18 protein-coding genes are annotated in these 19,713 nt (G+C 64.3%); 11 read left to right on the forward strand and 7 right to left on the reverse strand.

Translation table 11 applies throughout. The features are described 5' to 3' along the window. Positions 1-208: 208 nt before the first annotated feature. From C8K18_RS08555 to ureG, 7 genes are all read left to right on the forward strand, one after another. Positions 209-1,009, forward strand: a complete 801-nt coding sequence (locus C8K18_RS08555; RefSeq protein ID WP_029971092.1) for a transporter substrate-binding domain-containing protein — start codon at positions 209-211, stop codon at positions 1,007-1,009. 133 nt (positions 1,010-1,142) lie between these two features. Further along, complete coding sequence (ureA, locus tag C8K18_RS08560; protein ID WP_006048588.1) at positions 1,143-1,445, forward strand: urease subunit gamma; 303 nt, start codon at positions 1,143-1,145, stop codon at positions 1,443-1,445. Between the two features lie 25 nt (positions 1,446-1,470). Next, entirely contained in the window at positions 1,471-1,776 is a 306-nt protein-coding gene (locus C8K18_RS08565; RefSeq protein WP_006048589.1) for an urease subunit beta, read from the forward strand. Between the two features lie 52 nt (positions 1,777-1,828). Continuing rightward, complete coding sequence (gene ureC / locus C8K18_RS08570) at positions 1,829-3,535, forward strand: urease subunit alpha (protein WP_006048590.1); 1,707 nt, start codon at positions 1,829-1,831, stop codon at positions 3,533-3,535. Between the two features lie 2 nt (positions 3,536-3,537). Beyond that, the gene (gene ureE / locus C8K18_RS08575) at positions 3,538-4,197 is read left to right on the forward strand and encodes an urease accessory protein UreE (protein ID WP_107707223.1); all 660 of its coding nucleotides are present in this window, start codon (positions 3,538-3,540) and stop codon (positions 4,195-4,197) included. Continuing rightward, the gene (locus tag C8K18_RS08580; RefSeq protein WP_107707224.1) at positions 4,184-4,864 is read left to right on the forward strand and encodes an urease accessory protein UreF; all 681 of its coding nucleotides are present in this window, start codon (positions 4,184-4,186) and stop codon (positions 4,862-4,864) included. The genes ureE and C8K18_RS08580 overlap by 14 nt, the downstream gene beginning before the upstream one ends. Positions 4,865-4,875: 11 nt before the next feature. Continuing rightward, positions 4,876-5,529, forward strand: a complete 654-nt coding sequence (ureG, locus tag C8K18_RS08585; RefSeq protein WP_006048593.1) for an urease accessory protein UreG — start codon at positions 4,876-4,878, stop codon at positions 5,527-5,529. 110 nt (positions 5,530-5,639) lie between these two features. Here ureG and waaA read toward each other — a convergent pair whose 3' ends face one another. The 4 genes from waaA to C8K18_RS08605 all read right to left on the reverse strand — a co-directional run bounded on the left by waaA (position 5,640) and on the right by C8K18_RS08605 (position 10,621). Then, a complete protein-coding gene (gene waaA, locus C8K18_RS08590; RefSeq protein WP_107707225.1) occupies positions 5,640-6,953 on the reverse strand; it encodes a lipid IV(A) 3-deoxy-D-manno-octulosonic acid transferase in 1,314 nt (437 codons plus the stop codon). 64 nt (positions 6,954-7,017) lie between these two features. Next, the gene (locus tag C8K18_RS08595; RefSeq protein ID WP_006048595.1) at positions 7,018-7,902 is read right to left on the reverse strand and encodes a Kdo hydroxylase family protein; all 885 of its coding nucleotides are present in this window, start codon (positions 7,900-7,902) and stop codon (positions 7,018-7,020) included. A gap of 49 nt (positions 7,903-7,951) precedes the next feature. Continuing rightward, the gene (waaC, locus tag C8K18_RS08600) at positions 7,952-8,953 is read right to left on the reverse strand and encodes a lipopolysaccharide heptosyltransferase I (protein WP_029971088.1); all 1,002 of its coding nucleotides are present in this window, start codon (positions 8,951-8,953) and stop codon (positions 7,952-7,954) included. A gap of 273 nt (positions 8,954-9,226) precedes the next feature. Continuing rightward, complete coding sequence (locus C8K18_RS08605) at positions 9,227-10,621, reverse strand: phosphomannomutase/phosphoglucomutase (RefSeq protein ID WP_006048597.1); 1,395 nt, start codon at positions 10,619-10,621, stop codon at positions 9,227-9,229. A gap of 244 nt (positions 10,622-10,865) precedes the next feature. On the opposite strand from C8K18_RS08605, the gene C8K18_RS08610 reads away from it, so the two are divergent. The 4 genes from C8K18_RS08610 to galE all read left to right on the forward strand — a co-directional run bounded on the left by C8K18_RS08610 (position 10,866) and on the right by galE (position 15,235). After that, entirely contained in the window at positions 10,866-12,128 is a 1,263-nt protein-coding gene (locus C8K18_RS08610; RefSeq protein WP_107707361.1) for an oligosaccharide flippase family protein, read from the forward strand. After that, a complete protein-coding gene (locus C8K18_RS08615) occupies positions 12,125-12,958 on the forward strand; it encodes a glycosyltransferase (RefSeq protein ID WP_107707226.1) in 834 nt (277 codons plus the stop codon). The genes C8K18_RS08610 and C8K18_RS08615 overlap by 4 nt, the downstream gene beginning before the upstream one ends. 93 nt (positions 12,959-13,051) lie before the next feature. Beyond that, positions 13,052-14,200 (forward strand): glycosyltransferase family 4 protein, encoded by a 1,149-nt coding sequence (locus C8K18_RS08620; protein WP_107707227.1) that lies wholly within the window; start codon positions 13,052-13,054, stop codon positions 14,198-14,200. Between the two features lie 12 nt (positions 14,201-14,212). After that, entirely contained in the window at positions 14,213-15,235 is a 1,023-nt protein-coding gene (gene galE / locus C8K18_RS08625) for a UDP-glucose 4-epimerase GalE (RefSeq protein ID WP_029971085.1), read from the forward strand. 85 nt (positions 15,236-15,320) lie between these two features. Here the strand turns inward: galE and C8K18_RS08630 are convergent, their stop codons facing one another. From C8K18_RS08630 to bcsA, 3 genes are read right to left on the reverse strand one after another with little or no spacing between them, the layout of a single operon-like run. After that, the gene (locus C8K18_RS08630) at positions 15,321-15,530 is read right to left on the reverse strand and encodes a hypothetical protein (RefSeq protein ID WP_374710223.1); all 210 of its coding nucleotides are present in this window, start codon (positions 15,528-15,530) and stop codon (positions 15,321-15,323) included. Further along, positions 15,527-17,089, reverse strand: coding sequence for a cellulose biosynthesis protein BcsG (bcsG, locus tag C8K18_RS08635; RefSeq protein ID WP_006048605.1), 1,563 nt, complete (start codon positions 17,087-17,089; stop codon positions 15,527-15,529). Before bcsG ends, C8K18_RS08630 begins: the two co-directional genes overlap by 4 nt. A gap of 55 nt (positions 17,090-17,144) precedes the next feature. Then, entirely contained in the window at positions 17,145-19,712 is a 2,568-nt protein-coding gene (gene bcsA / locus C8K18_RS08640) for a UDP-forming cellulose synthase catalytic subunit (protein WP_258196086.1), read from the reverse strand. Position 19,713: the final 1 nt, after the last annotated feature.

Below are 19,713 nucleotides of genomic sequence, written 5' to 3' on the forward strand. Positions count from 1 at the left end.
TCACCGCGTAAGACAGCCCCGCACCACACTGGCGCAACGGCGAGCCCCCACATGGTGCGCCGCGCTGAAAACTCCCCGCTCGCGCCCGCCGCACCACGATGGCACACACCTTGCGTTGTTAGCGCGCGATGCTGCCGCGCCTCGCGCGTCGACATCGCGCCCGAACGCGCACACCGACCACACCACGCCTGGACCACGCCTACATCACATGAACCGACCCACGCTTCGTTCCATGCGCCGCACGCTGCTCGCCGCACTGCTCGCCTCACCTGTCCTCGCCGTCACCGTGCCCGCCCACGCGGACACGCTCGACAACATCGCCAAGGCGGGCGTGCTGAAAGTGGCCGTGCCCGAGGACTATCCGCCGTTCGGCTCGGTCGGCCCGGACATGAAGCCGCAAGGCTATGACATCGAGACGGCCGCGCTGCTCGCGAAGTCGATGAACGTGAAGCTCGAACTCGTGCCCGTCAACAGCGCGAACCGCATTCCGTATCTGCAAACGAACAAGGTCGACCTCGTGATCTCGTCGCTCGGCAAGACGCCGGATCGCGAGAAAGTGATCGACTTCTCGACCGCGTACGCGCCGTACTACCAGGGCGTGTTCGGTCCCGCCGACGTCAAGGTGAGCGGCCCCGCCGACCTCACCGGCAAGACGGTCGGCGCGACGCGCGGCGCGCTCGAGGAACTCGGCCTCACGCAAATGGCGCCGAACGCGACGATCAAGCGCTTCGAGGACAACAACGCGACCATCGCCGCATTTCTGTCGGGCCAGGTTCAACTGATCGCGGCGGGCAACATCGTCGCGGCAGCGATCCTCGCGAAGAATCCGCCGCGCCGTCCCGAGCCGAAGTTCGTCATCAAGAACTCGCCGTGCTTCGTCGGCATGAACAAGAACGAGCCGCGCCTGCAGCAGAAGGTCAACGCCGCGATCGCGCAGGCGAAGCAGGACGGCACGTTCAACACGATGTCGAAGAAGTGGTTCGGCGCGGCGCTGCCTGCCGATCTGTAAGCGCGCCGTTAGCCGGACTTGATAGCGTCGCTGTTTGGTCCGGCATTGCACGGGTCGCATCCGCGACCCGCAACGCATATCATTGTCGCGACCCGATCCACTTGGACCGGGCGCCACTCACCGCACTCATTCGATGAAGCTGACACCTCGCGAGAAGGACAAGCTGCTGATTTTCACCGCTGCGCTGCTTGCCGAACGGCGCCGCGCGCGCGGCCTCAAACTGAACTATCCGGAAGCGGTCGCCTTCATCACCGCCGCGCTGATGGAAGCGGCGCGCGACGGCAAGACCGTCGCCGAGGTCATGCACTACGGCACGACGCTGCTCACACGCGACGACGTGATGGAAGGCGTGCCCGAGATGATCCCCGACATTCAGGTCGAGGCGACCTTCCCTGACGGCACGAAGCTCGTCACCGTTCATCATCCGATCCCTTGATCCGCTGAACCACAAAGGCACGCCCATGATTCCCGGCGAACTCCTCACCGACGACGGCGAGCACGAACTCAACGCGGGCCGCGCCACCGTCACGGTCGTCGTGTCGAATACCGGCGACCGGCCGGTGCAGATCGGCTCGCACTACCATTTCTACGAAGTGAACGACGCGCTCGCGTTCGACCGCGAAGCCGCGCGCGGCTTTCGCCTGAACATCGCGGCGGGCACGGCCGTGCGCTTCGAGCCAGGCCAGGAGCGCACCGTCGAACTCGTCGAACTGGCGGGCGAGCGCATCGTCTACGGCTTTAACGGCAAGGTGATGGGCAAGCTGTGATGCCCTTGCGGGCACTCGCCCCGAACGACCTGCTCATTTCCGGACCCACACCATGACCTTACGCATTGGCCGCCGCGCATACGCGGAAATGTTCGGCCCCACCACCGGCGACCGCGTGCGTCTCGCCGACACCGAGTTGCTGATCGAAGTCGAGCGCGACTTCACGACTTATGGCGAGGAAGTGAAATTCGGCGGCGGCAAAGTGATTCGCGACGGCATGGGCCAGTCGCAGCGCGTGCATGCCGAGGTTGTCGATACTGTCGTGACGAATGCGGTGATTCTCGATCACTGGGGCATCGTGAAGGCCGACATCGGCATCAAGGACGGCCGCATCGCCGCGATCGGCAAGGCGGGCAATCCCGACATTCAGCCGAACGTGACGATTGCGATTGGCGCGTCCACCGAAGTGATCGCGGGCGAAGGACTGATCGTGACGGCGGGCGGCATCGACACGCATATTCACTTCATCAGCCCGCAGCAGATTGAAGAAGCGCTCGCAAGCGGCGTGACGACGATGCTCGGCGGCGGCACTGGCCCCGCAACGGGCACGAATGCGACCACTTGCACGCCGGGTCCGTGGCATCTCGAACGCATGCTGCAAGCCGCCGACGGTTATCCGATGAACCTCGGCTTTCTCGGCAAGGGCAACGTGAGCCAGCCGCAGCCCGCGCTCGAACAGATCGCGGCGGGCGCGATCGGCCTGAAGCTGCATGAGGACTGGGGCACGACGCCGGCCGCGATCGACAACTGTCTCTCCGTTGCCGATGACACCGACACGCAGGTCGCGATTCACACGGACACGTTGAACGAAGCGGGTTTCGTCGAAGCGACCGTGGCCGCGTTCAAGGGCCGCACGATCCACACGTACCACACCGAAGGCGCGGGCGGCGGCCACGCGCCGGACATCATCAAGGTATGCGGCGAGGCGAACGTGCTGCCTTCGTCGACGAATCCGACGCGCCCTTACACCGTCAACACGCTCGAAGAGCATCTCGACATGCTGATGGTCTGCCATCACCTGGACCCGTCGATTGCGGAAGATATTGCGTTTGCCGAGTCGCGCATACGCCGCGAGACGATTGCCGCCGAAGACATCCTGCACGATCTCGGCGCGCTCTCGATGCTGTCGTCCGATTCGCAGGCGATGGGCCGCGTGGGCGAGGTGATCATCCGCACATGGCAGACCGCGCACAAGATGAAGGTGCAGCGCGGCGCGCTGCCCGAAGACGGCGCGCGTCACGACAACTTTCGCGCGAAGCGTTACGTCGCCAAGTACACGATCAACCCCGCGATCACGCACGGCATCGCGCATGAAGTCGGTTCGATCGAGCCGGGCAAGTGGGCCGACCTCGTGTTCTGGGAGCCGGCGTTCTTCGGCATCAAGCCTTCGCTGATTCTGAAGGGCGGCATGATCGCGATGGCGCAGATGGGCGACCCCAACGCGTCGATTCCCACGCCGCAGCCGGTGCATTATCGCGAGATGTTCGCGACGCGCGGCGGTGCGTTGGGGCGCACGTCGCTGACTTTCGTTTCGCAACTGGCCGCCGAGGCTGGCGTTGCCGAGCGTTATGGTTTGAACAAGCGTATCGTGGCCGTGAAGAACTGCCGCAACATCACGAAGGCCGACATGATTCACAACGCGTGGCGTCCGTCGATCAGCGTCGATCCCGAAACCTATCAGGTGATCGCCGATGGTCAACTGCTGACCTGCGAACCGGCCACGGTCTTGCCGATGGCGCAACGCTATTTCCTGTTCTAATCATGCGCACACTCGACAAACTGCTTGCACCTCATCTGAAGCTCGCGCCCGTGCTGATCAAGCGCGCGCCGACCTTGACACTCGCGTTCGACGAACGTCGCAAGAGCCGCCTCGCGGCCACGCTCGATAACGGCGAGGAAGTGGCGATGCTGCTGCCGCGCGGCACCGTTCTGCGCGACGGCGATGTGCTGGTCGCCGACGACGGCGGCCTCGTGCGCGTGGTCGCCGCGGCGGAAACCGTGCTCGTGGTCCGCGCGAAAGATACGCTGACGCTCACGCGCGCCGCGTATCACCTCGGCAATCGTCATACGCCGGTTGAAGTCGGCGCGGATTATCTGAAGCTCGAATACGATCCCGTTCTCGCCGATATGTTGAAGCGCATCGGCGCAACGGTCGATCAGGTGTCGATGCCGTTTCAGCCCGAGTCGGGCGCATATGGCGGCGGCCACAAGCATGGCCACGACGAGACCTTCGCCGAAGACTATGCGTTGGCGCAGCAGGTGTTCGGCGAGCATCATGGGCATGAGCATTCGCACGATCATGAGCATGGCCACGAAGGCCACGGCCACTCGCACGATCACGGCCACTCGCACGATCACGAAGCCCACGTACACGACGAATCTTGCGGCCACGCGCATCACGCTCACCATGCGCATCGCTGAACTCACTGCGCTATTGCATCTCGCGTCGCCGGCGTTGCCGATCGGCGCATTCAGTTATTCGCAGGGTCTCGAAGCGGCGATCGAAGCGCAACTGATCACCGACGCCGACTCGGCCCGCGACTGGATCGCAAGCGGCCTTACCGACGTCCTCGCGCATGGCGAACTGCCGTTCCTCGCGCATCAAATGGAACGCTGGCGCACGCACGACGCCGACGGCCTCGCACAAGCGAACCGCGAATTCCTCGCGAGCCGCGAGTCCGCCGAGTTACGTCGCGAGACCGAGCAAATGGGGTGGTCGCTGCGGCAATTGTGCGTGTCGCTCGAATGGAGCGATGCAGCGCGGCGCGCGACGCTTAGTGCGATCACGCCGCTCGCTCAGCCCACGGCATTCGCTTTCGCCGCCTATGCGCACGACGCCGCGGTCGATGCCGCTCTCGCCGCGTACGCATTCAGTTGGGTGGAGAACCAGGCCGCTGCCGCATTGAAGGCGGTGCCGCTCGGGCAACTCGCGGGGCAGCGCATTATCGTCGCGTTGCGCGGACCGATCGACGCAGCGGTGACGCGCGCGCTCGCCACATCGCCGGAACACATCAACACTTTCGCGCCGCAGCTCGGCATTCTGTCGGCGCGTCACGAGTCGCAGTATTCGCGGCTCTTTCGCTCATAAATCGATCCATCATGAACGCACCTCAACATTCCGCTCACTCGTCCGTTCGCACGAAGAAACTGCCGCCGCTGCGCGTGGGCGTCGGCGGTCCGGTCGGCTCGGGCAAGACCACGCTGCTCGAAATGCTCTGCAAGGCGATGCGCGAACAATACGATCTTGTCGCGATCACCAACGACATCTATACGAAAGAAGATCAGCGCCTGCTGACGGTGGCGGGCGCGTTGCCGGCCGAGCGCATCATGGGCGTCGAGACGGGCGGCTGCCCGCATACGGCGATTCGCGAGGACGCGTCGATCAACCTCGAAGCCGTCGATCGCATGCTCACGCGCTTCCCGGACGCGGACATCGTTTTCATCGAATCGGGCGGCGATAATCTCGCGGCAACCTTCAGCCCGGAACTGTCGGACCTGACGATCTACGTGATCGACGTGGCGGGCGGCGAGAAGATTCCGCGCAAGGGCGGCCCCGGCATCACCAAGTCGGATTTGCTCGTGATCAACAAGACGGACCTCGCGCCGATGGTCGGCGCGAACCTCGACGTGATGGCTTCGGACGCGAAGAAAATGCGCGGCGAGCGGCCTTTCGTGATGACCAATCTGAAGGCGCTCGACGGGTTGGATCAGGTGGTGCGGTTTATCGAGCGGAAGGGGTTGTTGAGGGTTTGACGGCGGAGCATGATGCTCGGCGTCTCACTCGCCCGGATGAGGGTGATCGGTGCGAAACGCAGTTGTCTTCAGGATATACGAGTTAATTAGCAAGAAGCGCCGAGCCCCCCTCACTCCGGCAACACCGCCATCAACACATCCACCGTGCGCGCGGTCGCGCCGCGATGGCGCGCGGCGAAGGCCGATGCCGCGCCGCCCATCGCGAGGCGCCGCGCCTTGTCGTTGAACAGATCGCGCAGTGCGCGGGCGAGATCGGCCGGGTCTTGCACCTGCACCGCCGCGCCCGCGGCGACCGCATCGGCCGTGGCCTGCGTGAAGTTGAACACGTGCGGGCCGATCAGCACCGGCACGCCGACCGCGCATGCCTCGATCAGATTCTGTCCGCCGAGCGGCAACAGACTGCCGCCGATAAACGCCAAGTCGGAGGCCGCATAATAAGCGCCCAGTTCGCCCATCGAATCTCCGAGCAGCACATTCACGTCCGCCGGCAACGCAGGCACGCCGCCGCTCGCAGCCACCGCGGCCGATGCCACCTTCGCATCCGGCGCCCATTGCGAACGCCTCGCGAGCCGCAAGCCCGCTTTCTCGACGAGCGCCGCCACTTCGTTAAAGCGTTGCGGATGACGCGGCACGAGAATCAGCAGCGCGCCTTCCACGCCAAGCTCGGAGAACGCCTGCAAAACGAGTTCCTCTTCGCCCTCGCGCGTGCTTGCCGCAACCCACACGGGACGCGCGCCGATCGCCGCGCGCCACGCATGACCGCGCGCCGCCAGTTCAGGCGGCGTGCTCATGTCGAACTTCAGATTGCCGAGCACCGCGACGTTGCGCGCACCGAGCGCGGTGAGCCGCTCGGCATCCGACGGACTTTGCGCCAGCACGCGCGCAAAACCGCCGAACACGTCCTTCGTCGCGCCGCCGAACTTCGCCGCGCGCTTGAATGAGCGCGCCGACATGCGCGCATTGGTCAGCACGAGTTGCACATCCGCGCGACGGCATTCGTCGATCAGCGTGGGCCACACTTCGGTCTCCATCACGAGACCGACCGACGGCCGCCACGCGCGCAGAAAACGCCGCACGGCGTGAGGCATGTCGTACGGCAGATAGCTGCGCAACACGCGGTCGCCGAAAATCTGCTCGCCGGTTGCGCGGCCGCTCGGCGTCATGTGCGTCAACAGAATGCGCGCATCGGGACGCGCCTTCATGAGCGCGTCGATCAGCGGCTGCGCGGCGCGCGTCTCGCCGACCGACACGGCATGCACCCAGATCAACGGCGCGTTGTCCTCAGGCAAACGTCCGCGCGCATGCCCAAAGCGTTCGCCGATATGCTGACGATAACCGCGCTCCTTGCGCGAGCGGATCAGCAAACGCAGCACGGCGACAGGCGCGATGATCCACCACAGCGCGTTATAGATCACCCTCAGCATGCGCGCTCCGCATCACGAAGCACGCGACGGGCTGACGAAGCCGGCGACTCGCAATAAGCGGCGCTCAAACCAGCGCCCTGCCCTTCAGGCGTTCGAGTATGCCGAGCGGCGCGCACTCGGGTTGCGCCATCGCCTTGACCGGCAGAAAGAAGGTCTGTTCGAGCATGAACTGACCGGACATCACCGCGTGCGAAGTCTGGTCGGAGAAACACACCCACACGCTGCCCGGCGGAAACGGCATGGTCTCCTGCGGACTCGTCTTCTGATACTCGAGATCGGCCTTCATGCCGTCGTGCAGATTCAGCATCAGATGGTCGTATTCGCTGCGCGGCGACTTCGTCACATGCAGCAGATTCAGCAGCCACGCGGCGCCCGGCATTTGCGGCTTGATGCGCGGCAGGAAGCGTTTGGCCATGTCCTCGAACGGTTCGCCGACTCGCCACACGCGCGGCACGCCATGCGGATTGACGTTGGTGAACACGCGCAGAATGCGCTCGCCGTAATTCGGCCGCGACGGGAATGCGTCGACGTGCAGACGGCTATCGTCCTTGCGCCACGAGGTCTGGCGCGTTTCCACCTGATGCAGCCGCAGGCTCGTGGGCGCGACCCGCAGCCGGCCGTTGTATTCGGGAAAGAGCCCGTCGACCAGCGTGCGTGCATTCGCCTGATAACGCGCGATCAACGCGCGCACCGCGGACTGCGTGACGGCGTCCCCAGCCACGCCATGCAGCGCGCCGCCGTTCGGTTCGAGGCTGATGTTCTTGCGATTCGGATCGGCGAGCGCGGGATCGAGCAGCGCCTGCTCGCCGCCTTCGATAGCAAAGCGCAGATTCGGAAAATACAGCACTTTGCCGCGTTCGACGCCGGCCAGCAGCGTCTCGCGCGGCACGGACAGATTGCGTGCGTGCCAGTCGGCGTTCGCGACTTCGATGATCTGTGTTTCGTTCATGATCGCCCTTGAAAACGGATGATGCGTAAGGCGAAGCGCGCCGGACGAATTACAGCAGGCCGAAGCCGGCAAGCGCGGACTTCACTTGTTGCAGCGTGGGCGGTTGCCCGGCCGTGCCGAGATTGACGACGTTCGGCGACCAGTAGCCGCCGGTACGCCACGCGGTGGCGAAATTGTACAACTCGACCGTGGGCCGCTTCAGCGCAGCCGCAATGTGAACCAGACCTGTGTCAACGCCGACTGTCGCAGCCGCGCCTTCGATCAATCCGACGACCGCGGGCAACGACAACTTCGGCGGCACGATGGCCGCCGCGCCGAATTCCTTCGCGAGACGCTCGCTCGTCGCGCGCTCGGCGTCGCTGCCCCACGGCAGGACGATCGACGCGCCGCGCCGCACGAGCGCCTGGCCCAATTCGATCCACGCGGTATCGGGCCATTGCTTGTCGGCGCGCGAGGTCGCGTGCACGAACACCACGTAAGGCACCGGAAGATTCAGATTGGCCGCCGACAACGCCAGCGCAGCGCGCCCCGTGTCGATGCCGAAGTCGATCTCGTCGGTGGGTTGCGGCTCGGGCTCATTCAGCGCCGCGGCCACCAGTTGCCGCGTGCGTTCGACAACATGCGTGCGCGGCGCGATCGGCACGCGCTTGTCGTAGAAGAATCGCACCGGCCATTCGTAGCCGGCGCCATCCGTGCGATTGCCGAGCCCGACGAGCGGTCCGCGCGCCATGCTCGCGACCCATGCGGTCTTGATGAGCCCCTGGCAGTCGATCACGAGATCGTAGTGCTCGGCGGCGAGCGCGCGGCGAAACGCGCCGATCTCGCGCCAGTTGTCGAGCGAAAGAATGCGTTTGCGCCAGCGCCGCAGCGACACAGGAATCGCACGCCGCACGCCGCTAACGAGTTCGACCAGCCCCACGAAGCTTTCCTCGACGAGCCAGTCGATCTGCGCGTCGGGATGGCGGCGCCGGATGTCGGCGATCACCGGCATGTTATGGACGACGTCGCCCAGCGACGACACCCTCACGATCAATATCTTTTGCACGCTCAAGAGAGGAAAACCGGCCAGGCGGTCCTAAGATGCATTGAAAGAGGCGCGGCGAAAAACCTGCCGCTTCGCTTCACGCGATATACCTCCAGCGAGCGGCGACACGACCTTGATGCGCTTATGCGCTGATGTCGCGTCGCCAGGACGGCAATTCTAGCGCGACATAGCTGATCGGCATGAAAAAACGCGGCGCGGTAAGTGAGACCCGCGCCGCGTTTTGAAAATCACCGCAGCCTATTGCGAACCGCAGCGCCTTCGCTGCCGCCGTTCAAGCTTTTAGAACGGCAGCTTTGCGTCCGCCTTCTCCGCCATTATCACGCGGCGGAAATCTTCCTGGATGCGCTTGAGCGCCGCGTCGTTATCGGCTTCGAAACGCATGACCACGACCGGCGTGGTGTTCGACGAACGCGCAAGGCCGAAGCCGTCCGGATATTCGACGCGCAGGCCGTCGATCGTCACCACGTCGTCCGCGCCGGTGAATTGCGCGTTCTTCTGCAGGCGCGCGATCAGTTCGAAGTTCTCGCCTTCCTCGAGCTTGAGTTGCAGTTCCGGCGTGGAATGCGAGTTCGGCAGCGAGTTCAGCAGCTTGCTCGGGTCCTGCACACGCGTGAGGATTTCGAGCAGACGTGCGCCCGTGTACAGGCCATCGTCGAAACCGTACCAGCGGTCTTTGAAGAACACGTGGCCGCTCATTTCGCCCGCGAGCGGTGCGCCCGTTTCGCGCAGCTTCGCTTTCACGAGCGAGTGACCCGTCTTCCACATGAGCGGCTCGCCGCCCTTGTCTTTGACCCACTTCGCGAGATTGCGCGTGCACTTCACGTCGTAGATGATCTGCGCGCCCTTGTTGCGCGACAGGACTTCTTCGGCGAACAGCATCAGTTGGCGGTCCGGATAAATGATCTGGCCGTCTTTGGTGACGACGCCAAGGCGGTCGCCGTCGCCGTCGAACGCGAAGCCGATTTCCGCGTCGGTTTCCTTCAGCGCGCGAATCACGTCCTGAAGATTTTCCGGATGAGCCGGGTCCGGGTGATGGTTCGGGAAGTTGCCGTCAATCTCGGTGAACAGTTCAACGAGTTCGCAACCGAGCTTCTTGAAGAGCTTCGGCGCGAGACCGCCCGCGACGCCGTTGCCGGTATCGACCACGATCTTGATCGGACGCGCGAGCTTGACGTCGCTCGCAATGCGTTCGAGATACGCGTCGGCAATGTCGTAGTCGGTGTAGGTGCCGCTGCCTTCGGAGAAGTTTTCGTCGACGATGCGCTGATGCAGCGCGAGAATCTGCTCGCCATAAATCGCCGAGCCGCGCAGCACCATCTTGAAGCCGTTGTAATCCGGCGGATTATGACTACCCGTCACGACGATGCACGAATCGACACGGCGTTCGCCGCCTTCGAGCTGCAACGGCACGCTTGCCGCGAAGTAGCCGACCGGCGTGGGCACCATGCCGACATTGACCACGTCGACGCCGGCCGCACGCAGGCCGTCCGACAATGCCTGGATCAATTCCGGACCCGACAGGCGACCGTCGCGCGCGACGACTACAGCGTCGCCGCCTTGCGCACGCACTTCGCTGCCGAATGCGCGGCCGATCGAACGCGCCGTGTCGGCGTCGAGCGTCTTGCCGATCACACCGCGAATGTCATACGCCTTGAAAATAGATTTGGAGATCATGTTGGCTCACTTGCGTGCAATGGAAAATTTTGACCGGCGCGGTCATGCAGATCGGTAAATCATGGTGATCGGACATGGTGCCGCGCCCTTGCCGGAAGCGATCCGGTTCCAACTTATAATTGCGCTTTTCGGACCAGCCTGGTAACGCCATTCTAATGCTTAGACGCCCTCCATTTGTAAAGTTGCCGGGATGGCCTGCCAGGTGCGCGCACTCGCGCACGATGCATTGGCGGGCGCCTGCCGGATGCTGACGCTCAAACGCTTCGCCAATCCGGACGTCACGCGCGCGTTCACGAATATCGTCTGGCTCGGGCTCGAACGGCTCACGCAAATCGGCGTGGCGATTGCGATCAGCGGCATCCTCGCGCGTTACTTCGGACCCGATACGTTCGGCAAATGGCAATACGCGAACACGCTGCTGCTCGTGCTCTCGCCGATCACATGGGTATGCGGCGCGGAGATTCTGGTGCCCACCATCGTCGCGCGGCCGCCCGCGCAACTCGGCACCGTGCTCGGCAGCGCCTTCACGCTGCGCTTTGCCGTTTCGGTCGCGGCGTTGCTGCTCACATGGCTCGCCATTGCACTCGGCCTCTTCGATCCGCTCGTCGGCGCGATGCTCGCGGGCCTTGCCGTCACGATGCTGTTTCGCGAACCGTTCGTCGGCGTGATCAATGCGTGGCTGCAAAGCATGACGTACAGCAAGCCGCAGTTGCTCACGAGCATGAGCACCGCGGTCATCAAGGCGGGCTTCGTCTATCTGCTCGTGCGCGCGGCTGCCGAGCCCTCGCGCTTCGGCTGGCTGTGGGCGCTGGAGTCGGCGGCCATCGGCGGCGTGCTGGTCGTCTATTACATTCGACGTCATGGCGGCAAGCTGGGCTGGCACTTCGACCGCTCGCTGTTCAGGCATTTTGCGAGCGCGGGCACGGTGTTCTGGCTCGGCCTGATCTGTATGTACCTGTTCCTGAAACTGGACCGGCTCATGCTCGAACGCGCCATTTCATTCGCCGATCTTGGGCGTTATTCGGCCGCGCAGCAACTGAACGAAAACTGGATCACGCTTGCGTTAATGCTCGCACAGACTATCGCGCCCGCATTCGTCTACCGTGTGCAGCAGGCCGCGCAATTGCGCCGGAACATCTGGCGCCTCACCGCGATGACCGCCGCGTTGATGATCGGCGGCGCGCTCGTGCTCGACCTGCTCGCGGGCTTTATCATTCGCCGCGTGTTCGGGCCGGGCTTCGAAGGCGCCATCGAGATTTTCCGCTGGGCCGTGTGGCTTTCCGTGCCCGCGGGCATCGAGGCGATCGGCAATCTCGTCGTACTCAAGTATCAGGCGAAGTTCGTGTTGCTGTTTAAATGGCTGCTCGCGCTTGCCGTGGCGTTCGTCGTCAATCTGCTGGCGATTCCGCGGCTCGGCGCCTATGGCGCGTTGGCGGGACTCGCGTGCGGTTATCTGGCGGCGGCGGCAGTTAATCTTTATTACATTCGTTTCAAATTGCGCCCATGACGCTTCCCGCCACCGACACGCCGCCGCACTGCCTCGACGACGTCGCGGTGCTGATGCCCGCCTATAACGGCCAGGCCGACGTCGATCTGACGCTCGCATCGTTCGATGAACGTCCGCTGGTGCACGTTCTGATCGTGGATGACGGCAGCACGCCGCCCATCGTCGCGCCCGAGCTTGCCAACATGCACATCGAAGTGCTGCGCATGCCGGTGAACGGCGGCATCGAGCGCGCACTGCAAGCCGGCATCGACGCGCTCGCGCAGCGCGGCTATCGTTACGCGGCGCGCATCGACGCGGGCGACCGCAGCGTGCCGCAGCGTCTTGCGAAGCAGCGCGCGTTCATGGAAGCGCATCCGCGCGTCGCCGGCCTCGGCATGTGGACGCAGGTCGTCACGCGCGCGGGCGAGCCGCTCTTCATGCTGACGCCGCCGAGCGACCCGGCGGACATCCGCCGCCTGCGCTTTTTCCGCTCATGCCTCGCGCATCCTTCGATGATGCTGCGAATCGACGCGGTGCGCGCCGTCGGCAACTATCGCGCGATGTATCGTTCGGCCGAGGACCTCGATCTGTTCGTACGCCTGATGGAGCGCTACGACTGCGCGAATCTGCCGGAGCTGGGCCTGTACTACGAGCTGAACGAAGGCGGCATCAGCGCGACCAGGCGGCGCCGCCAGGTGCTGTCGACGCTGCGGCTGCAACTGCGCTACTTCAACGTCGCGAATCCGTACGACTGGTTGGGCCTCGGCAAAAATCTGCTGCATCTCGTGACGCCTTACCGCGCGTTGCAGCGGGTCAAACGCGGCCTTCTGGCTGCGCGCGCGAGTCATTGAGCCGCGGCCTCGCGCGGTTTTGCGCAGTTTGGTCGTCGTCGTCCGCCTGTTCTCACAGCTTGTCTTTTCATTCACCGCCGAGTTCGTTCCCGCATGAAGCCAGCCCTGAAGTCGACGCCCGCGTTGCGCATTACACTCGTGTGTAACACCGCCTGGGCAATCTATACGTATCGGCAAGGCCTGATCCGCATGCTGGTGGGACGCGGCGTCGACGTGACGGTGCTCGCGCCGCGCGACCGCACCTTCGAACTGCTGACGGCAATGGGTTGCCGCTGCATCGAATTGCCGGTCGCGTCGAAAGGCACCAATCCGCGCGACGATCTGCGCACGCTGTGGTCGCTCTACCGCCGTTACTGCGCGATTCGCCCGCACGTCGTGTTTCACTACACGATCAAGCCGAATATTTACGGCTCGATTGCGGCGAAGCTCGCGGGCGTGCAATCGGTTGCGGTCACAACGGGTCTCGGCTATGTGTTCATCCAGCGGAGCCGCGCCGCGCAGGTCGCCAAAAAACTGTATCGTTTTGCGTTCCGTTTTCCGCGCGAAATATGGTTTTTGAATCGCGACGATCAGACAGCGTTTGTCGAACAGAATTTGTTGGTGCATCCTGAACGCGCGCGGCTTCTGCACGGCGAAGGCGTCGACCTCGAACAATTCGGCTTCACGCCCTTGCCCGAGCGCGCGGAATTCAGGTTCGTGCTGATCGGCCGTTTGTTGTGGGACAAGGGCGTGGGCGAATACGTCGAAGCGGCGCGGCGTGTGCGCGAACGCTATCCGCATGCGTGCTTCCAGTTGCTCGGGCCGGTCGGCGTCGACAATCCGAGTGCGATCACGCGCGACGAAGTCGCGGCGTGGGAACGCGAAGGCATCGTCGAGTATCTCGGCGAGGCGCACGACGTGCGGCCCTTTATCGCCGATGCGGATTGCGTCGTTTTGCCTTCGTATCGCGAAGGCGTGCCGCGCACGCTGATGGAAGCGTCGGCGATGGGACGGCCGATTGTCGCGACCGACGTGCCCGGCTGCCGCGAAGTGGTCGCGCACGGCGTCAACGGATTGCTTTGCGAAGCGCGCAACGCGGACAGCCTCGCGGACGCGCTCGCGCAGATGCTCGACATGAGCGGCGCAGAGCGCCGCGCGATGGCGGAACGCGGCCGGCAGAAAGTCGCGCAGGAATTCGACGAACGCGTCGTCGTCGAAACGTATAAAGACCTGGTGCAAAAAATGACGGGCGTTTTACTTTAACGGAGCAACAGCATGACCACGAAGGGCACGATTCTGGTAACAGGCGGCGCGGGCTTCATCGGCTCGCATACCTGCGTCGAACTGCTGAACGGTGGCTACGACGTCGTGGTAATCGACAATCTCGTGAACAGCAAGCGCGAATCGCTACGGCGTGTCGAACAGATCACCGGCCGCACGGTCGCGTTTCATGAAGCCGACGCACGCGACGAAGCCGCACTCAACCGGATTTTCGACGCGCATCCGATCACCGGCGCGATTCACTTTGCGGCGCTGAAAGCGGTGGGCGAATCGGTCGCGAAGCCTGTCGAGTACTACAGCAACAACGTCGGCAGCCTGCTCGCGCTGCTCGGCGTGATGCGCGATCGCAACGTGAAGCAGTTCGTGTTCAGTTCGTCGGCCACGGTGTACGGCGTGCCGAAAAGCTCGCCCATCGACGAATCGTTTCCGCTGTCGGCCACCAATCCGTATGGCCAGTCGAAGCTGATCGCCGAACAGGTGCTCCGCGATCTGCAGGTCGCGGACCCGTCGTGGCGCGTCGCCACGCTGCGCTATTTCAATCCGGTCGGCGCGCACGAGAGCGGCCTGATCGGCGAAGATCCCGCAGGCATTCCGAATAACCTCATGCCCTATGTCGCGCAGGTCGCGGTCGGCAAGCTCGACAAGCTGCGCGTGTTCGGCGGCGATTATGAAACGCCGGACGGCACCGGCGTGCGCGATTACATTCACGTGGTCGATCTGGCGCGCGGGCACCTGGCCGCGCTCGATGCGCTCGTGAAGCGCGACGCGAGCTTCGTGGTCAATCTCGGGACTGGCCAGGGCTATAGCGTGATCGACGTCGTGAAGGCATTCGAGAAGGCGTCGGGCCGGCCCGTGCCGTATGAAATCGTCGCGCGCCGTCCGGGCGACGTGGCGTCGTGCTTTGCCGATCCGCGCGCGGCGCTGGAGGTGCTCGGCTGGCGTGCGGAGTTCGGTATCGAAAGAATGTGTGCGGACCATTGGCGCTGGCAGTCCGCGAATCCGAACGGCTTTAATTGATGCTTCAATTGCTTCGCTTACCGAAGTAATTGCGCGCGTCGGCTCGACCGGCGCGCTTCTTTTAGCGCTTGTTTTAGCGCTTCTGTTACCGCGGCTCTTTCACGAGCCCCATCAATCGCGCCATCACCGGCCACTTCACGAGCGCATGCGCATACGCATGCTCGGCCTGCTCGTCGACGTATTTCGACGGATCGATCTCGGGCAGCGAGCGCGCGAGGCCGGCAATGTCGTTGACCGACCACCTGCGCTGCTTCGGTTCCTGCTCCTGCTTCGGCTGCAATTCAGGCTTGTTCACTTCTCGTCCACCCACACGCCGTCCGGCGTTTTCACCACGTAACCGGTTGCCGTCTTCATCGTGACGGTGCCTTCGTTTTCGCCCACCATCTCCGTTTTCGGCAGATCGGCTGCGTACTGCGACAGCGTCACGCCCGGCTTGAACGGACTGTTCGACACCAGATTCGACAGCAGTTGCGACACCGCCAGAAAACTCGTGGGCTGGTCGATGACCGTGGTCGGCCCGTGGCTGCCAGGAAGATTGACGAGCCGCACGCCGACGGGTCCGTGCACGATCCGCGGCGTCGGAATCTCGCGCAGGCCCGCCACCTGGTTGGCGTCGCCGCGCAGCGCAGCGCCATGCTCAGGCACGAACACGATCACCGCGCGCCGTCCCGACGCGGCGATCAGATCGGCGAGCCGGTCGAAGTCGTTCATCAGCTTGTTGACTCGCGCCGGGTACGACTCGATGCTGGTCTGTCTCACGCCCGGCAACTGGTTGCCGTCGTGCAGGCTGATCGTGTTGTAGTACAGCGCGACCGGCCCTGCCGTCTGCTGCCGTTGCGCGAACCACTTCGCGAGCACGCCGTAGTCGTCGTGAATCGCGGAGCCGTCGAAGGCATGCATCGCAACCGGCACGTCGGCGCTCGAGATCATCGGCACATTCGGCACGCCGACGTTGTCCTTGATGATCTGCAGGAAGTTGTCGAAGTGTCCGTCGTGATTCAGGATGGTCTGCGGTGCGAAACCGGCCTGCGCCAGTTGCGAGAACAGATAGCACTGCTGCGCCGCGGGCTTGTACAGGTCGGCATGCGCCTCCTGCCCGCAGCTTGCGCGCAACACGCGGATCGCCGCCGGGCCGCTATAACTTGCCGCGGTGCTGAAGTTCGTGAACAGATAGTCGAAGTGGCTCAACATCGGGTTGTTGCGCGCCTTCGATACATCGAGGTCATCCCATGAAAGCGAGCACACGTGCAGCACGATCACGTCGAACTGCTGGTTCGGATCGCTCGTGAGATGGGCCATGCTCACCTGACGTTGCGATTCGCCGGCACGGAACGCGGCCAGCGCCGCGGTATGGTCGAGCGGCGCGCCGGGCTGCGCGACGCCGCCATCCTTCGCACCCGTGCGCAGCGTGGCGGCCGCCTGAATCGTGGCGAGCGCATTGGTGCTCGCCTGCCAGACCGGCAATGCCACGAGCGCGATGATGACGAAGCTCGTCACGCGCAACCAGCGGTTCACCACCACATACGCGACTATCGCGCAGCAGGCGGCGAACAAAGCCGCGGGCGGAACGAAGCGTTGCGCGAGTTCCATCCAGTAACCGAAGCTGAACGACTCGAGATTGCCGAACTCCTCGACGAGCCGCGCGAACGGCGGAATCGCGGCTTCGTGATACATCAGTACGATGCCGACGGCCAGCGCGATCACCGCGCGCAACACCCGCAGCAGACGGTTGCGCAATGCGCCCGTCGCGGCGAGCGCCAGCGCGAAAGCGATGTTCGCGAGCCACAGCGGATGCAGATGGCCTGTGCTGAACAGATACAGCTTCAGCAGGAAATACAGGTTCCAGACACTCATTCGATCCAACCTCAGATTCCGGCGCCTCGCGCCGGCGGTTCAATAGCTCAATGCTTCAATAGCGGCTTTCGTCCAGCGCAAACACCGCACGCAGTTTCTGCGACAGGCCTTGCAGCAGGCGCGAATAACCTTCGGCGCCCATCAGCACCACTTCGGCGAGCCCGCGCAACGGCGCGTCCTCCTCGGTGCGCGCTTCGTCGGCGGCGGCGATCCATGCGTCCGCGCGGCCGAACGTGCATTGCACGAGCTGGCGTTCCTGCTCGAGCGTCAACTCGTCGAATTGCACGCCGAGATGCTGACCGGCCGCCCGCACCACGTGGACCGGAAAGGCAAACTGCCGGTCGCCGCGGCTCACGCACACCTGCAGCCAGTCGCCTTCAGCGAGCGGCAGGCCGGGCGCGACGTGAAGACCGAGGCCGCCCGTCGAGTAGTCGCTCGTCATGCACGCGACCGTGGTGCCGTCGCTGAGCAAGAGCGTGGCCGGCATGCTCATCGGCACGCGGTGGCTGCCGCGAATCTGCTTCGCCTCACGCGCGACGCTCACGGCCGCGCCGAGCATCACGAGGTTGTAGGCGGTCCAGAACACGTTCATGAGTACAGTGGCGAACTCCTCGCCGACACCGAACACGATGCGGTACACGCCCGCGAGCATCGCCACCACGTTCAGCACCAGCAGCACGATGTAGGGCTTCGACACGGACCAGTCGAGATAGCCCTCGTCCATGCGGCCGCCCTTGTCCGTCACGTTGAACTTGCCGTGCTTCGGGCTGAAGAACGCGAGCGTGGTCGGCACCGCGATGTACCACGCGAGCACCGATTCGTAGACCTCCGCCCAGAACGAGCGTCGATAGCGGCCTTGCAGCCGCGAGTTCGCGATGCTCGACAACATGATGTACGGCAACACGAATCCGGCGATCGTCGTCGCCGATGCGTTGATCACGTACATGCCGAAGAACAGGAACGCCATCGGCATCGTCAGAAAGATGAGACGCGGCACGCCGTAGAAGAAGTGCAGCATCGCGTTGCCGTAGCAGATACGCTGGAACAGGTTCAGCCCGCGCCCGAAAAACGGATTGTCGATGCGGAAAATCTGCGCCATGCCGCGAGCCCAGCGCGTGCGCTGCTTGATATGGCCGGCGAGGCTTTCGGTGGCGAGACCCGCGGCCTGCACATACGGCAGATACGCTGTCGTATAGCCGCGCCGATGCAGCTTGAGCGCCGTATGCGCATCTTCGGTGACGGTCTCGACGGCGACGCCACCCACTTCTTCCAGCGGCGCACGCTTGATGACGGCGCACGAGCCGCAGAAGAACGTCGCGTTCCACAGATCGTTGCCCGACTGCACGAGCCCGTAAAACAGTTCGCCTTCGTTCGGCACGCGGCGGAAGGTATTGAGGTTGCGTTCGAACGGATCGGGCGAAAAGAAGTGATGCGGCGTTTGCACCATCGCGCACAGCGGATCGCGCAGGAAGGTGCCCATCGTCGTTTGCAGGAACGACCGGCTCGGCACGTGATCGCAATCGAAAATGGCGATGTAGTCGCCGTTCGTCTTCGCGAGCGCGCGGTTGATGTTGCCCGCCTTCGCATGCAGATTGTCGGTGCGCGTCAGATAGCGAATGCCCGCCTCGCGCGCGAATGCTTCGAACTCGGGACGCTTGCCGTCGTCGAGCAGATAGATGTGCAGGCGGTCTTCGGGCCAGTCGATACCCTGCGCCGCGAGAATGGTCGGTTTCACGACCGCGAGCGGCTCGTTATAAGTCGGAATGTAGACGTCGACGCTCGGCCAGCGCGAACGGTCGTCGGGCAGCGGCGACACTTTCCGTTCGAGCGGCCAGGCCGTCTGCACGAAACCGAGCAGCAGCACGAGCCACGTGTACGCCTCGGCGCCGAACAACGCGTAACCGACGATCGCTTCGCTCGGGCCGTGAAAGTCGAGCGTCTGCGTTGCGCGCCACCAGACGTAGCGCAGCATCGCGAGCAACGACAACGACGCGAGCAGCAGCACCGGAAGGCGGCCCGGCAGACGGCGGATCAGCAAAGCGAGCGCGATGGTCAGGCCGAAAAACACGTACTGGTTCACGCCGGCCAGCGGCGATGTGCCGACCAGCGCCCACAGCACGGCGCCGAGCGCCGCCAGCATCAACATCAGCCAGCGGATGCGGCCCGCGCGCGTCGCGCCCGCTTCCAGCGAAGTGCCCCAGCGCTGCCACGGCAGTCTCGCCAGTTGGCGGTCGAGCGCCCCGACTGCGCCGCGCCATAAGCGGTAAATGGGCAGCACGCCATAGCGTCCGAGCCACAGCAGGCCGCGTCCGATCTTCGGGGCAATGGAGAGCCGCAGCGGCCGCGGCCGCACGAACACGCGCCACAGCCAGGCGCGCAACGGCGCGGGACGCACGACGTCGAAGCGAGCCGCGAGGAACGCCACCGACACGCGCGCGAGCCACAACGGCAGATCGCGCCGGCCCTCGGCGGGCGGCCGGAAAAAGAGCCGCACCCACCATTCGAGCCGGCCGCCGCCGCTCACGCCCAGACGGCGCGCGAGCCAGTCGCCCGCGCGCGAGCGCAACGGCCGCGCCGCAGGACGGGCGTCGGCGAAGGGCTGGTTTGGCTGTGGCGTCGTCATG

The sequence above is a fragment of the Paraburkholderia sp. GV068 genome, from assembly GCF_003058125.1.
GTDB lineage: Bacteria > Pseudomonadota > Gammaproteobacteria > Burkholderiales > Burkholderiaceae > Paraburkholderia > Paraburkholderia graminis.

Bases quoted from the DNA above. Each gene is read 5' to 3' on its own strand.
- C8K18_RS08615 (WP_107707226.1), top strand. From the start codon at position 12,125: ATGACGCTTCCCGCCACCGACACGCCGCCGCACTGCCTCGACGACGTC.
- bcsA (WP_258196086.1), bottom strand. From the start codon at position 19,712: ATGACGACGCCACAGCCAAACCAGCCCTTCGCCGACGCCCGTCCTGCG.
- C8K18_RS08565 (WP_006048589.1), top strand. From the start codon at position 1,471: ATGATTCCCGGCGAACTCCTCACCGACGACGGCGAGCACGAACTCAAC.
- C8K18_RS08580 (WP_107707224.1), top strand. From the start codon at position 4,184: ATGCGCATCGCTGAACTCACTGCGCTATTGCATCTCGCGTCGCCGGCG.
- ureA (WP_006048588.1), top strand. From the start codon at position 1,143: ATGAAGCTGACACCTCGCGAGAAGGACAAGCTGCTGATTTTCACCGCT.
- waaA (WP_107707225.1), bottom strand. From the start codon at position 6,953: ATGCTGAGGGTGATCTATAACGCGCTGTGGTGGATCATCGCGCCTGTC.
- C8K18_RS08605 (WP_006048597.1), bottom strand. From the start codon at position 10,621: ATGATCTCCAAATCTATTTTCAAGGCGTATGACATTCGCGGTGTGATC.
- bcsG (WP_006048605.1), bottom strand. From the start codon at position 17,089: ATGAGTGTCTGGAACCTGTATTTCCTGCTGAAGCTGTATCTGTTCAGC.
- ureC (WP_006048590.1), top strand. From the start codon at position 1,829: ATGACCTTACGCATTGGCCGCCGCGCATACGCGGAAATGTTCGGCCCC.
- C8K18_RS08610 (WP_107707361.1), top strand. From the start codon at position 10,866: ATGCTGACGCTCAAACGCTTCGCCAATCCGGACGTCACGCGCGCGTTC.
- ureG (WP_006048593.1), top strand. From the start codon at position 4,876: ATGAACGCACCTCAACATTCCGCTCACTCGTCCGTTCGCACGAAGAAA.
- ureE (WP_107707223.1), top strand. From the start codon at position 3,538: ATGCGCACACTCGACAAACTGCTTGCACCTCATCTGAAGCTCGCGCCC.
- C8K18_RS08620 (WP_107707227.1), top strand. From the start codon at position 13,052: ATGAAGCCAGCCCTGAAGTCGACGCCCGCGTTGCGCATTACACTCGTG.
- C8K18_RS08555 (WP_029971092.1), top strand. From the start codon at position 209: ATGAACCGACCCACGCTTCGTTCCATGCGCCGCACGCTGCTCGCCGCA.
- galE (WP_029971085.1), top strand. From the start codon at position 14,213: ATGACCACGAAGGGCACGATTCTGGTAACAGGCGGCGCGGGCTTCATC.
- C8K18_RS08595 (WP_006048595.1), bottom strand. From the start codon at position 7,902: ATGAACGAAACACAGATCATCGAAGTCGCGAACGCCGACTGGCACGCA.